This is a genomic window from Mucilaginibacter tolerans (assembly GCF_030519375.1).
Classification (GTDB): Bacteria; Bacteroidota; Bacteroidia; order Sphingobacteriales; family Sphingobacteriaceae; genus Mucilaginibacter.
Genome location: NZ_JAUMKB010000013.1, coordinates 102,598 through 116,345 on the forward strand (window position 1 = coordinate 102,598; position 13,748 = coordinate 116,345).

Consider the following 13,748-nt stretch of genomic DNA (forward strand, 5'->3'; position numbering starts at 1 on the left):
AAAATATTCCGGAATCAACTATTCATCAGCACGCTGTTGTAAAGCTTGATATACTCGTTTACCATTTTTTCACAGGAAAATTGCTCTGCACTCCATTGGCGGCATTCCTGGCGATTAAGCTTGCTTATGTCAGCAACCGCTTCAGCTGCCTCATCAACAGTATCCGGCAAAAAACCTGTTTTTCCGGGAACAATCAATTCACTCATTGATCCCCGGTTGAAGGCAATTACGGGCGTGCCGCACATCATAGCTTCGGCAACACTTAAGCCAAACGGTTCAGCAAAATTTATAGGGTGCAATAACGCAAAAGCATTTCTCATCAATTCATTCCTTTTTTCTGGTCCGGCCTCCCCAACATAAATTATCTGATCATTGAAAAAAGGTTTGACCTTGCTTTCAAAATAACTGCTATCCTGTATTATCCCTGCAATCACCAATTTTCTTTTTGCTTTAAGGGCAATTCTAATGGCTTCTGCTGTGCCCTTATCATGATGGATGCGCCCGAAATAAAGAAGATAATCTTCGGGAGTGTTTTGAAATTGAAAATCGCTTACCCGGATTCCGTTATAAATGGTAGCTGCATAAGTCAGCACCGGACTTCTATCGGCATTGCTGATGGAAACATAAGTTGAACGCTTGTTATATTTTTGATAGACCGGTATTATATCAGGTGATGAAAAACCATGAATGGTTGTCACTGCCGGAGTTGTTATTAATCCGGAATAAGTAAGGGGGAGAAAGTCAAAGTTATTGTGAATGATATCAAATTGCGAGGCCTTCTCCATGAGATTACTGATATGAAGGCATTCCACCACTTTGGCATCCTGAGAGCGATCTTCTTCATATCCACATTTTATTACGGCATCAAGCCTGGCGGTTGTGATAGAATCAGCTGTCGCAAACAGGGTTACATCTATTCCGTTAGTCACCAGTCCTTCGGTAATGTTACTGGCAATCTGCTCCCACGGACCATAATGTCTCGGCGGCGTTCGCCAGGCCACAGGTGCAAGAACAGCAACCCTCATTTAAAATCCTTTCCAAGCTCAGACATGAATATCATTAGATAGCATATTAACGCCAAAAACGATATTAGGTTTGAGGCCATGCAGAATCACATTCAACATCAATTAGTTATGTGACATTCGTCATGTTTCATCTGAAATTTAAACGCAATATTTGGTCAGAAATCACAAAGCCATGAAAAATATACTTGTATTAAGCGACTTTTCGGCTAATGCCACTCATGCTGCTTACACCGGTGCAATGATCGCAAAACGTTTGCACGCTAATATTTTATTGTTTAATGCGAGTATGGCTAAGCCCGCGTATGCGGGTGGTCCGACTTTGGCCGAGGATGTTTTCTTTGTTGAAGAAGATAATTGTGACCGGCTTAAAGATTTGGCTTGCCAAATTGCCGATTCGATGGAGAAGGGTGAAAACAATTGGAAGCCATCAGTGCATCAGGAGGTTCGGTTGAGCACACTAGCGTCGGGAATAAAAAGCCTTGCAAAAGAAAAAACTATTGAAATGATTGTAATGGGGGCACGTGAAGGCAGTTCCATAGATCATTTTCTAGCCGGCAGTGATACCTTTTCGGTTATTGATCATGCAAACAGGCCGGTATTGGTGATTCCGCATGATACTGATGTGAACGATCTGAAAAAAGTGGTATTTGCCACCAACTTCGCGGAGCCAGATATTGAAGCGATCCGTTACCTGGTAAAGTTGCGTTCTATTTTTAATTTTCACCTGGAAATTGTGCACGTCGATTTGTTGGCCGATAATGATATAACCAAAGAGCTTAGGAAAACAGAATTCATGAAATATATTCACCAGCTGCATCACTCTGCTATTAATGTACAGGAAATACACGGTAAAGATGTTGCAAACCGGCTGAGCAGGCTTTGTGATGAATCAGGCGCCGATTTGCTGGCATTCACCCATTATCATGACTCAATTTTCTCAAAAGTATTCCGTCAAAGCACTACCAGGAAGGCTTTGGAAAAACAAAAAATGCCGATGCTTATTTTCCCTTCTGAGTTTGAAGTTTAATTCTTCGTCAGACACCAGACAACGAATCCAATTACGGAGGCGAGGAAGATAATAATATTAACTACGCTTCCGAACCGGGCATCGTTCCAATCGTTGACAATCAGGTATTGTGAAATAAGCACAGCAATCACTGAAAAAGCCCACCACCATTCCTTCTCAGTTATAAAAAAAATAGCTGACAAAATGAAAAGTACCGTGGCCAATAACCACAATATTCCATTCTTCCTTTGAATGGGATTGACCAATTGTGATACTTCCGCTATTCTAAAGGCTTTAATAAAACCCATCGAATGAACTGCGCCATGAAGTATCATCAAAACAACAAGTGCAATTTTCATAAAAACTATTTTTTAGGTTGATAATGGTCATCAGTATTCTGATAGTTGTTGTCATTACTCCCTTTCGAACAACCATCTCAAAGGCCTTACTTTCCTCTTAGGTTTCAGGTTATATTGTTTAATGCTTTTCTCTATGATCAGGGCCTTGGCTTCTTCAATATCATCTGTAACCAAAAACAAACGGTCATCAGTCTGCCCGATAGTAGTTTGGCTTTTCATTAATTCAATGTGTTCCAGTAATTCCTTATGATATTCCTTGCCAAAAATGATAACCGGAAAGTTTTCAATTTTATGCGTTTGGATCAGGGTTAGCGCTTCAAAGTATTCGTCCATTGTGCCATAACCGCCTGGCATTACCACAAAGGCAAACGAATATTTAACCAACAATACTTTGCGAAGAAAGAAATGCTTTACATATACCCATTTATCAAGGTAAGGATTCGGCTTTTGTTCAACGGGCAACTGGATATTACAACCAACTGATTTTCCGCCGACTTCTTTTGCGCCACGGTTCGCTGCTTCCATTAATCCGGGCCCTCCCCCGGTCAGGATAGTGAACCCCAACTGAGCAAATACACCGGCGGCCTTTCTTGTGAGCTCATAATAAGGATGCCCCTCTTTGAAACGGGCTGAGCCAAAGACTGTGATGCTGGGTCCGATAAAATGCAATGCCCTGAAGCCCTTGATGAACTCGATCATAGTTTCAAGCGCAAACTTGAGTTCTTTAAATCTTGAATGAGGGCCGTCGAGAAAAATGATCTCAGATTTATCCATTGGTGCTATTGATGACGCCATAAGCAAAGTTGAGTGTTGTGGCTCCGATGTCACATGACAAGTATCACCTGCTATTGTGATTTGAGTCACAATCTTTTAAGCGTATCTGCCGACCTTTGAAAAAAAGGAATTGAACTGTATTCAAAATCAATGGCATTAACCGCTGACGCTATACCTTTAAATAATTCCGGTACCACCGGCTTAACTTCAGAGCAGGTTCTCCTTGCGCGTGAATTGCATGGTAGCAATAAGCTTGTTTATCAAAAAGAAAGCAGGTGGCAGGCAATTATAAAAGGATTGGCGGGAGAGCCAATGGTAATTCTGCTGTTGATTGCTGCCGTTATTTACTTTATAAATGGAGAAACAGCTGACGCCATATTTATGGCTGCTTCCATCATCTTAGTATCTACTATATCCCTTTATCAGGATAAAAAAAGCCGAAAGGCACTTAAAAAACTGGAAGAGTTTAACCAGCCGTTATGTACGGTAATCCGAAATGGAGCTAAAGAGCAAATAAAGATAGAGGATATTGTGACGGGCGATTTTCTGATAGTAGAAGAGGGAACAATGATCGCTGCTGATGGAGAGATCGTTCGCTCAAACGATTTTTCTGTAAACGAATCGGCTTTAACAGGAGAATCGCTCCCGGTTTACAAGGACTGCGACAGCGCCGACAACCTGATATATCGTGGTACTACCGTCGCCAGTGGTTTAGCAATTGCAAAAATTACTGCTATTGGTAACAATACACGTTGGGGCAGTATCGGGAAAAGCCTTGAAAGTGTAAAAGAAGAAAAGACGCCGCTTGAAATACAGATTGGCAACTTTGTCCGGAAAATGGTAATTGCAGGTGCTGTGGTCTTTATAATTGTCTGGATTATAAACTATTTGCATTCGCGTCATATTGCCGACAGCCTGCTAAAAGCGCTAACGCTTGCCATGAGTATCTTGCCCGAAGAAATACCGGTCGCCTTTACCACCTTTATGGCTTTGGGCGCCTGGCGGCTGATGAAGATGGGCATCATAGTTAAGCAAATGAAAACCGTGGAAACATTGGGTAGCGCTACGGTAATATGCGTGGATAAAACGGGCACGATAACCGAAAACAGCATGCGCCTTTCAAAGCTGTATGTGTGGCCATCAGCAAGCATTATCGATATAGATGATGAACTCACTGCTGAAGATAAAGGTCTGATCAGGATAGCGATGTGGGCCAGTGAGCCTATTCCCTTTGATCCCATGGAAACAGCACTGCACCAGGCATACAAATCGACAACCCTTTCAGATGAACGTCCAGAATATAAAATGATCCATGAATACCCGCTGGGGGGAATCCCGCCGATGATGACCCATGTGTTTGAAGACAGAGACCTCAGACGTATTATTGCAGCAAAAGGAGCGCCCGAAGCCTTAATGGGATTATGTGATTTAAGCCGGTCGGAGAGAAATGAAATTAACAGTACTATCAAAACATTAACTGCCGAAGGTTATCGGGTATTAGGCGTTGCTCAGTCTGAGTTTGAAGGGTACGATTTTCCTGGTGAACAGCAGGAACTGCCTTTTCTATTTAAAGGACTTGTGGCATTTTATGATCCTCCGAAGAAAAACATCAAGTCGGTACTTAAAGCCTTTTACGATTCCGGTATTGGTGTCAGGATCATAACCGGCGATAATCCTCTTACAGCAATGTCAATCGCCAGGGAAATAGCGTTTAAGGGTTACGAACAACACATTACCGGTAATGAATTAATGAAGCTTTCGGACAATGAAAGAGAAAAAGAAGTACAGAATAATTATTTATTCGCAAGAATGTTTCCTGAGGCAAAATTGGCGGTAGTAAATATACTCAAAGGAAACAATGAGGTTGTAGCAATGACCGGAGACGGCATTAATGACGGTCCTGCGCTAAAGGCTGCGCATATCGGAATAGCCATGGGTAAAAAAGGTACCGAAATTGCCAAAGCTGCAGCGTCGCTGATCTTAGTGGAGGACGATCTGTCGAAGATGGTCGAGGCGGTTGCAATGGGCAGAAAGATTTATGCCAATCTTAAAAAAGCGATTCAATACATCATCTCTATACACATACCTATTATTCTTACTGTATTTGTACCACTGGCATTGAGTTGGATATACCCCAATATTTTCACTCCGATACACGTTATTTTCCTTGAGTTGGTCATGGGACCAACCTGCTCTATTGTATACGAAAACGAGCCGATGGAGAAGAACGCTATGAAGCAAAAGCCACGGGCATTAACGACCACATTTTTTAACTGGCGGGAATTGGCAACAAGTGTGATCCAGGGTCTGGTGATCACTGCAGGAACATTATTCGTTTATCAATGGGCTGCGAATAATAATTTTAGTGAGTCAATTACGCGATCGATGGTTTTTATCACCCTTATTACTGCAAACATATTTCTGACACTGGTCAACCGGTCTTTTTACTATTCAATTATCACGACGTTAAAAAGTCGTAATTATATGATACCGGTAGTTATTCTTATAACAACCGGCATTACAGTGGCGATATTCTTTATCGGGAAGCTAACCGAATTTTTTGCGTTCGGTAAGCCGAATCTATTTCAGCTATCGGTCAGTTTTACAGTTGGCTTTATCTCAGTTATATGGTACGAGCTGGTTAAATGGCAAAAAAGGTACCGCACTGCTAAAATTTAATGGGGATATATTATGGCAATTACTGAATAGTTTAACTTTATACTAAAGTACACCTTGACCACAATGAGAATAGCCAGGTACATTCCTTACACATTATTACTCACGTTGATAATTAGCTGTAGTAACGTTCACACTATTCACCCCGTCCGGAAGGATATAGTTGAAACAGTGTATGCGTCAGGGAAAGTTATGGCTGATAGTGAATACACTGTTTACGCCTTAAGCCCTGGTACTGTTGTAAAGAAGTTAGTCAAGGAGGGCGATGCGGTGAAAAAAGGGCAGCTATTATACGTGATTAACAATACAGCACCGGCAGCCAAATTAGATGCCGCAAATATCACTTATGAAAAGGCGCGTGAAAATGTATCATCCCGATCAAGAATATTAACCGACCTGAGATTAGCAATGCAAAATGCCAACATAAAATTCCGTAATGATTCCCTGCAATACTTCAGACTGAAGAACTTATGGAATCAAAACGTAGGCACCAAAAGCACCCTCGATAACGCCGAAACGCAATACCACATATCATCTAATGAGAAAAAGTCGGCACAGGAAAAGTATTATTCAACTGTCAATGATCTGAATATCTCGTTAAAAAATGCACAAAGCAGTGTGGCCAGCGCCCGGAATGATCTGAACAATTTCATGATACGGGCGGAAAGTAATGGTACTGTTTACCAGATGATGAAAGAAAAAGGCGAAGCAGTAAAAGCGAATGAGGCGGTGGTTTTAATCGGTAAATCTACCGACCGTTTAATAAAACTATCTGTTGATCAGCAGGATATTAATTTAGTGCAGCCTGGGCAACAGGTATTGCTTAAAACGGACGCCACCGGCGACAAAATTTATAATGCCAAAGTGGTGAGGGTTTACCCGACAATGAACGAGGCCGATCAAACCTTCAGAGTGGATGCCATTTTTACCGGGCAGGACGCGCAATCGTACATACACACATCTGTTGAAGCGAACATAGTCATTCAAAAGAAACAGCAGGCTCTGGTTATTCCAGTAAAATCTATCCTGAACGGCGATAGCGTAAAAGTAAAAGATGGGGGTAGAATAAAAGCTGTATCGGTAAAAATCGGCATTCATACGCTGGATGAAGCAGAGATATTAGAAGGGCTTACCGAGCATTCTGAAGTAGTTGAATCCCCATCGGGTAAATAATATGATGGTAGATACGCTCATAGCAAAAAGACACCTGATGGCTAATAAGAAGCAGACGCTTGTGGCCATGCTGGGCGTTACATTTGGTATAGCTATGTTTATCCTGATGATCAGTTTTATGATTGGGGTTAACCAGTTTATGGAAGATACTATGTTATCTTCCACTCCTGATATTCATATCTATAATGATATAAAAACTGATTATACCGTTTCGATAGCAGGAGATTATTTCAAAAACAAAAATCTGCTGGTGTCAGTCCGTCATCCCAAACCCAAACATGTCAATTTGAATCTTAAAAATGCGAATGGCATTATCAATGACCTCCGGAGCGACCCCGGGATAACGCAGGTATCGCCATTTTTGAGCACCCAGGTATTTTACAACTATGGCCCGGTACAAATTAATGGTTATATCAATGGCGTAAATATTATTGATGAATCCAAAATTTTTGATCTGAGAAGTAAAATGACCGAGGGTCAACCCGAAGACCTGTTGAATACAGACAAAGGGATCATTATGGGCAGAGGACTTGCCAATAAACTAAATCTCGTTGTGGGTGACATGGTCACTTTAACAACACCTGCCGGTACTTCTATGAGTTTTAGAGTGGTAGGAATTTTTGCGATTGGTATAGGTACTATTGATGACACGCGGAGCTATATTAACCTGGCGAATGTACAGCAGTTGATGGGCAAAGACCGAAGTTATATAACCGATATCAATATTAAACTGATCAATAATAAACTTGCCCCATCTAAAGCCGGCGAACTATATAAAAAATATAACTACAAATCTGATGACTGGCAGACGGCCAATTCATCAGTCATGGCATCCAATATTGTTCGCAATGTTCTTACTTACGTAGTCAGCATTACCTTACTTACGGTTGCGGGTTTCGGGATATATAATATTATGAATATGACCATCAAAAATAAAATGAAGGACATTGCCATATTAAAAGCACAAGGGTTTTCCGGGCATGATATAGTCAGGATTTTTCTGAGCCAATCGCTTTTTATAGGCTTTTTTGGTGCTTTGATGGGCGAGGTATTAGGCTTTTTACTTGCGTACGCCTTGTCACGCGTACCTTTCCCACATAACGACTTTATTTCACTGAAATATTTCCCGGTCATATTTAATCCGGCACATTATTTATTTGGTCTTGTCTTTGGGGTGATTACACCTTTTATTGCAGGACTTATGCCATCCATTAAAGCATCCAGGATAGATCCGGTAGTCATATTGCGAGGCTAAATAAGATGAGTATAGCACTGAAAGTTGAAAATGTTAACAAGTACTTTCGTGAACCGGAAGAGTTTCATGTGCTCACCGATATCTCGTTCTGTGTAAACAAGGGCGAATTTGTACCGGTCATCGGCAAATCAGGCTGCGGTAAATCCACATTACTTTACCTGTTAAGTACCCTCGATACGGACTACCAGGGAAAGATTTTTATTAATGATCAGTTATTAACCGGCGAAAGTCAGAATAATCTTGCCCGTTTCAGAAATGAGAACATAGGTTTCGTTTTTCAGTTCCATTTTTTGCTGCCAGAATTTACGGCACTTGAAAATGTAATGCTGCCCGCTTTCAAGTTAGGCAAACTCGGGCGTGAAGAAATTGAAGAACAGGCAATGGATAAGTTACGGGAATTGCAAATGGATACATTTGCTAATAAATTGTCCTCCCGGCTTTCCGGTGGTCAGCAACAAAGGGTGGCTATTGCCAGGGCATTGATCAACAATCCAACCATCATAATGGCTGATGAGCCTACCGGTAATCTGGATAGCATTAATACGGGTTTAGTTTTCGATATATTTAAAGAGTTATCGCATCAGAATGGTATTACGATACTGACGGTAACCCACGACCTTGATTTCGCAAAAAGTGCAGACAGGGTAATAGAAATGGTTGATGGCAGGATTAAAAACAGCTAGCTGTTCCATCTGATATACTAAACAAATACAACGATTTATAAATATGTCACTAAAGCGATCACGGCTTGTTTACTTAACGGCATTAATCAGTTCCTTTTTATTTTCTTTTGTGGCGTTCCAACAGGAGAATCATCCACCCATTGTAAAGATCGTGTCGCCTCAAAATAATAGTATATTCGATAAAGATGGGTCTGTAACATACCAGATCAGTGTATCAGATAAAGAGGACGGTGAATCTAAATTTGATGAGATCAACCCCAAAGAAGTTTTGCTGGAAGTGCGGTTTCTGAAAAACGGTAAAACTGCACCAGCTAATCCCCAAAATAATGGACTAAATAGTATTATGACCTCCAATTGCATTACCTGTCATGGTTTTAACACCAAGGCGATGGGACCTTCGTTTTCCGATATTAATAAACGCTACCCATCCACCAAAGCCAATATGGATAGCCTGGTAAAACGCATAAAAGAGGGCTCGGTAGGAATATGGGGAAAGGAAAAAATGCCACCTCATCCAGAGTTACCGCTAGCGGATATTAAGAATATAGTGCAATGGATTGCTAAAAATGCAACCGACCCCAACGCGAACTATTACGCAGGTATTGACGGTTATTTTCGCTTTAAACCGGATGCTCAAAAAGGCGTTTATCAGCTTACTGCAAGTTATACCGATCACGGCTTAAAAGATGTTCCCGGAAAGAAACTAACAGGGGAGGATGTGATCACTGTTCGCATAAAATGATAATCCATATTGGTTTGTTATTCCAAATTAATAGATTTGATAGTTAAACCAATCCCGCCATAAATTCCTGTTATGAAAAGAAAATTTACTGCTCTGCTTGCCTTTGCGGCAACGGGAGTATTAGTAACCAATGCCCAACAGGCACTGCAATACTCTGCAAAAAATAGAACTATTAAAGTTTATGTAACCGAAAAAGGAACAGATAGCCGTATCACCAATACCCAAACCTTGCATTTTGAGGATAAGCCGCAACCCGTTGAAACCGAGGTCGCGGTGTTTGTTGATCCTGCCAAAAAATTTCAGACAATGGTCGGTATAGGTGGCGCATTGACCGATGCATCTGCCGAGACTTTTTATAAACTGCCAAAGGATAAGCAGAAGGAATTTCTGACAGCTTACTATGATAAGACGAAAGGGATCGGTTATACCTTCGGCAGAACCAATATCCAGAGCTGCGATTTCTCAAGCGATAGCTACAGCTATATTAAAGATGGCGACGCCGCGCTGAAAACATTCGATATCAGCCATGATAAAAAATATCGTATCCCTTTTATAAAAGAAGCAATTGGTGCAGCTGGAGGCAAGCTGAATATTTTTGTAAGTCCCTGGAGCCCTCCGGGATTTATGAAAACCAACCATGATGTATTGCATGGCGGAAAACTGGACAAAAAATACGATCAAAGCTGGGCCAATTTTTATGGGAAGTTTATCCGGGCTTACGAGAAAGAGGGCATCCCGATCTGGGGGCTGAGCGTGCAAAATGAACCAATGGCCACCCAGACATGGGAATCGTGCCTGTATACTGCTGAAGAAGAGCGTGATTTTGTAAAAAATTATTTAGGCCCAACATTGCAAAAGCAAGGCTTATCTGGCAAGAAACTAATAGTATGGGATCATAACCGCGATTTGCTTTACCAGCGCGCAAGTACTATACTGGAAGACCCTGCCGCAGCAAAATATGTTTGGGGAATAGGTTTCCATTGGTATGAAACCTGGACGGGCGCCGGAATGAACTTTGCCAATGTAAGTCTAGTTCACCAGGCGTTTCCTGATAAAAACCTGGTGTTCACCGAAGGTTGTGCCGAAAGATATGACGCCACTAAATTGAACGATTGGTCACTGGGCGAAAAATACGGTACTTCTATGATCAACGACTTTAATGGCGGTACCGTTGCATGGACAGACTGGAACGTTTTGCTGGATGAAAACGGAGGCCCTAACCATGTGGGCAACTTTTGCTTTGCTCCGGTGCATGCCGACACCAAGTCAGGCAACCTGATCTATACAAATGCTTACTATTATATCGGTCATTTCTCAAAATTCATTAAGCCAGGTGCACGACGTATTTCCAGTTCGGCCAGCCGTGATAAATTGTTGACAACAGCCTATATAAATCCAGACGGAAAACTTGCAGTTGTTGTAATGAACAAAACTGACGAGAAGATTGACTACTTTTTATGGATAAAAGGCAAAGCTGCCAAAGTGAGCAGCGACCCGCATTCGATAGAAACATTGGTAGTTGAATAAGAGCCTCACTTTAACCCCTCTCCACTGCGGAGAGGGGTTAAAAGTTCCTAATCTCTAATCAGTGGTTAACTAATCTCCGATCACGGATCACTCACTCCTCAAACTCTTTACAGGGTTGGCCATGGCTGCTTTAAAGCTTTGGTAGCTTACCGTAAGAAGAGTGATAACTATGGCTCCCAATGCCGTCGCTCCGAATATCCACCACGAGAGGTCAGCGTGATATTTATAATTTTTGATCCAGCCGGACATAAAATAATGAGCGACAGGTATGGCGATAATCAGCGAGATGGTCACCAGTATTACAAACTCTTTTGACATCAGTTGCCACAAGCCAAATATGGATGCTCCTAGTACCTTACGTACCCCGATTTCCTTGCTGCGTTGCTCGGCCATGAATGATGCCATACCGAACAGGCCCATACAACTGATGAAAATAGCAAGGATGGTAAAGAAACCGGCCAGTTTGCCAATTCGTTCTTCATTGGCAAATTTCTTGGCGTACTCTGTATCCGTAAATTGATAATCAAAAGGACTGTCCGGATCGTAATGTTTAAATTCAGCCTGTATTTTGGTAAGCGCATCATGAGAGCTGATCCTTGGATTTATTTTGATATCCACAACGCCACCTGCATATTTCAGCGCATAAAAAATGGTTGGTTTAACAGGGTCATAAGGCGAACTCATCACCATATCCTGTACTACACCAATCACTTTAAATTTATACCCCTCACCCCAGGTAATAATCTGACCTGGAGCATCTTTGAATCCCATAAATTTCGCAGCAGCCTCATTTAATACCATCGCTGAAGAATCACTTAAAAAGTCTCTCGAAAAGTCACGGCCATTGATGATTTTCCAGCCAGCCGTTTTTCCAAATTCGGGCGTTACATCTACCGTAGCAAAATCATCCTGCAAAGCAGGGTCTTTTCCCTGCCAGGTGAGTCCGCTGTTGTTTGACCATACACCAGTAACCGGGCTACCGGATTCGGCCATTTCCACTATTACACCCGATCGTATTAGATCATTTCTTATTGCGTCAAAGTGTTTATGAATAGCATCATTTTTCATTACTAGCTGTACCATACCGGTGCGGTCATAGCCGACCGGCCTGTTTTTAGTATATTGTACCTGTCTGAAAACGATAATGGTTCCGATGATCAGCGCAATGGAAACGGTAAACTGTAATACAACCAATATTTTGCGTGGTAAAGCCGCCAAAGGCCCTGCCTTAAAAGTGCCCTTAAGTACTTTGATAGGTTGGAATGAGGACAGATAAAATGCAGGGTAACTGCCTGCAATGATTCCGGTGACGAGGCTGAAACTTAAACCGATCAGCCAAAACATCGGGGTTGCCCAAAGTACGGACATCTTTTTATCTGCTACCTGGTTGAACCAGGGAAGTGCAAGTTGAACGATAAACAATGAGATAAGAAAGGCAAATACCGATACCATCAACGATTCACTAAAAAACTGGCTGATCAGTTGTTTGCGTAGTGAACCCAGTGTTTTTCGGATACCCACTTCTTTGGCCCTTTTCTCTGACCGTGCGGTGCTCAGGTTCATGAAATTGATACAAGCTAGCAGCAAAACGAAAATTCCGATCACGGCAAACATCCACACAAACTGTATCGCACCGCCTGTGTTTATGCCATTTTTAAACTCGCTGTATAAGTGCCATTTGCTCATGGGATGCAGAAAAACCGCTGATTTAAAAGTGAGACCCACCTTATCGTCATTGCTCTTGAGTCCAGCCATCTTGAGGTCTTTAATACGGGCCGAAACTTTATTGATATCGGCATTGGGATTTAACTGGGCAAATATTTGCCAGGAATTATTACCCCACCTGGTAGCAGCAGTTTTCAAATATGGATTAGTGGTCATATACATATCCCATGGCGCTATGAAGGTGAGATCCTTAAAATCTGTATTATTGGGCATGTCTTCATAAATGCCTGCTACTTTAAAATTCCATGTATTATCGATCCTCACCATCTGGTACATCGGGTCGGTGTTGCCAAAAAGTACTTTTGCTGTTGTTTCAGAAAGTATAATTGAGGAGGGGTCCTTCAGAACTTTACGGTTACCCTTTATCATTTTTAAGGTGAGTATATCAGGAGCTTCCGCTTGCATGTAATTCCCTGAGCGGGTCAATTTTTTATCACCATGCGACAAAATATGGTCGTTGGTCCAGGTTGATAATACCACATATTTAAAGTCCTTGTTCGTGCCTGTATAATCCTCACGCAACTTTATACCCAACGGGATAGGTATAGCAGTCTGGGTGCCTATTTCGCCATTAAAGGTTTGATGCTGCATTACCTGCACGATATGGTCATAGCTTTTAAAATATTTGTTATAAGATAGCTCATCCCATATCCACAATCCAATCAGGATAGCTACGGCCATACCCACTGAAAGGCCTGTTACATTGATAAATGTATGCGCCTTGTTTTTTAGCAGGTTACGCCATGCGATTTTTAAATAATTCTTTATCATGGTTACAAAACTCTAAGTTCTAAATCCTAAAC

General features: G+C 41.7%; 11 protein-coding genes. 7 read left to right on the forward strand and 4 right to left on the reverse strand.

Annotated features, from left to right (window positions below):
- Nucleotides 1-14: 14 nt before the first annotated feature.
- Nucleotides 15-1,025 carry a glycosyltransferase family 4 protein gene (locus tag Q3A68_RS17640; RefSeq protein WP_302902439.1) on the reverse strand — a complete coding sequence of 337 codons (1,011 nt, stop codon included), beginning with the start codon at nt 1,023-1,025 and terminating at the stop codon, nt 15-17.
- 172 nt (nt 1,026-1,197) lie between these two features.
- Here Q3A68_RS17640 and Q3A68_RS17645 point away from each other — a divergent pair, with 172 nt between their 5' ends.
- Complete coding sequence (locus Q3A68_RS17645) at nt 1,198-2,052, forward strand: universal stress protein (protein ID WP_302902440.1); 855 nt, start codon at nt 1,198-1,200, stop codon at nt 2,050-2,052.
- On the opposite strand, the gene Q3A68_RS17650 is transcribed toward Q3A68_RS17645, so the two are convergent.
- Nucleotides 2,049-2,390 (reverse strand): hypothetical protein, encoded by a 342-nt coding sequence (locus Q3A68_RS17650; protein ID WP_302902441.1) that lies wholly within the window; start codon nt 2,388-2,390, stop codon nt 2,049-2,051. The genes Q3A68_RS17645 and Q3A68_RS17650 overlap by 4 nt on opposite strands.
- A gap of 54 nt (nt 2,391-2,444) precedes the next feature.
- The gene (locus Q3A68_RS17655) at nt 2,445-3,185 is read right to left on the reverse strand and encodes an LOG family protein (RefSeq protein WP_302902442.1); all 741 of its coding nucleotides are present in this window, start codon (nt 3,183-3,185) and stop codon (nt 2,445-2,447) included.
- 129 nt (nt 3,186-3,314) lie between these two features.
- On the opposite strand from Q3A68_RS17655, the gene Q3A68_RS17660 reads away from it, so the two are divergent.
- The 6 genes from Q3A68_RS17660 to Q3A68_RS17685 all read left to right on the forward strand — a co-directional run bounded on the left by Q3A68_RS17660 (nt 3,315) and on the right by Q3A68_RS17685 (nt 11,220).
- Entirely contained in the window at nt 3,315-5,843 is a 2,529-nt protein-coding gene (locus tag Q3A68_RS17660; protein ID WP_302902443.1) for a cation-translocating P-type ATPase, read from the forward strand.
- Between the two features lie 63 nt (nt 5,844-5,906).
- Nucleotides 5,907-7,013: an efflux RND transporter periplasmic adaptor subunit gene (locus Q3A68_RS17665; RefSeq protein ID WP_302902444.1), complete on the forward strand. Its 1,107-nt coding sequence runs from the start codon at nt 5,907-5,909 to the stop codon at nt 7,011-7,013.
- A 37-nt stretch (nt 7,014-7,050) separates the two neighbouring features.
- On the forward strand, nt 7,051-8,268 hold the full coding sequence (locus tag Q3A68_RS17670) for an ABC transporter permease (RefSeq protein WP_302902445.1): 1,218 nt from the start codon (nt 7,051-7,053) through the stop codon (nt 8,266-8,268).
- A 5-nt stretch (nt 8,269-8,273) separates the two neighbouring features.
- Nucleotides 8,274-8,951, forward strand: a complete 678-nt coding sequence (locus Q3A68_RS17675; RefSeq protein WP_302902446.1) for an ABC transporter ATP-binding protein — start codon at nt 8,274-8,276, stop codon at nt 8,949-8,951.
- Nucleotides 8,952-9,060: 109 nt separating this feature from the next.
- Nucleotides 9,061-9,693, forward strand: coding sequence for a c-type cytochrome (locus Q3A68_RS17680; RefSeq protein WP_302902447.1), 633 nt, complete (start codon nt 9,061-9,063; stop codon nt 9,691-9,693).
- Nucleotides 9,694-9,765: 72 nt separating this feature from the next.
- The gene (locus Q3A68_RS17685; protein WP_302902448.1) at nt 9,766-11,220 is read left to right on the forward strand and encodes a glycoside hydrolase family 30 protein; all 1,455 of its coding nucleotides are present in this window, start codon (nt 9,766-9,768) and stop codon (nt 11,218-11,220) included.
- 87 nt (nt 11,221-11,307) lie between these two features.
- On the opposite strand, the gene Q3A68_RS17690 is transcribed toward Q3A68_RS17685, so the two are convergent.
- Entirely contained in the window at nt 11,308-13,716 is a 2,409-nt protein-coding gene (locus tag Q3A68_RS17690) for an ABC transporter permease (RefSeq protein WP_302902449.1), read from the reverse strand.
- Nucleotides 13,717-13,748: the final 32 nt, after the last annotated feature.

What these genes read in the sequence shown, in the direction of transcription:
- Q3A68_RS17640 (WP_302902439.1), bottom strand. Translation starts at nt 1,025, where the DNA reads ATGAGGGTTGCTGTTCTTGCACCTGTGGCCTGGCGAACGCCGCCGAGA.
- Q3A68_RS17645 (WP_302902440.1), top strand. Translation starts at nt 1,198, where the DNA reads ATGAAAAATATACTTGTATTAAGCGACTTTTCGGCTAATGCCACTCAT.
- Q3A68_RS17650 (WP_302902441.1), bottom strand. Translation starts at nt 2,390, where the DNA reads ATGAAAATTGCACTTGTTGTTTTGATGATACTTCATGGCGCAGTTCAT.
- Q3A68_RS17655 (WP_302902442.1), bottom strand. Translation starts at nt 3,185, where the DNA reads ATGGCGTCATCAATAGCACCAATGGATAAATCTGAGATCATTTTTCTC.
- Q3A68_RS17660 (WP_302902443.1), top strand. Translation starts at nt 3,315, where the DNA reads ATGGCATTAACCGCTGACGCTATACCTTTAAATAATTCCGGTACCACC.
- Q3A68_RS17665 (WP_302902444.1), top strand. Translation starts at nt 5,907, where the DNA reads ATGAGAATAGCCAGGTACATTCCTTACACATTATTACTCACGTTGATA.
- Q3A68_RS17670 (WP_302902445.1), top strand. Translation starts at nt 7,051, where the DNA reads ATGGCTAATAAGAAGCAGACGCTTGTGGCCATGCTGGGCGTTACATTT.
- Q3A68_RS17675 (WP_302902446.1), top strand. Translation starts at nt 8,274, where the DNA reads ATGAGTATAGCACTGAAAGTTGAAAATGTTAACAAGTACTTTCGTGAA.
- Q3A68_RS17685 (WP_302902448.1), top strand. Translation starts at nt 9,766, where the DNA reads ATGAAAAGAAAATTTACTGCTCTGCTTGCCTTTGCGGCAACGGGAGTA.
- Q3A68_RS17690 (WP_302902449.1), bottom strand. Translation starts at nt 13,716, where the DNA reads ATGATAAAGAATTATTTAAAAATCGCATGGCGTAACCTGCTAAAAAAC.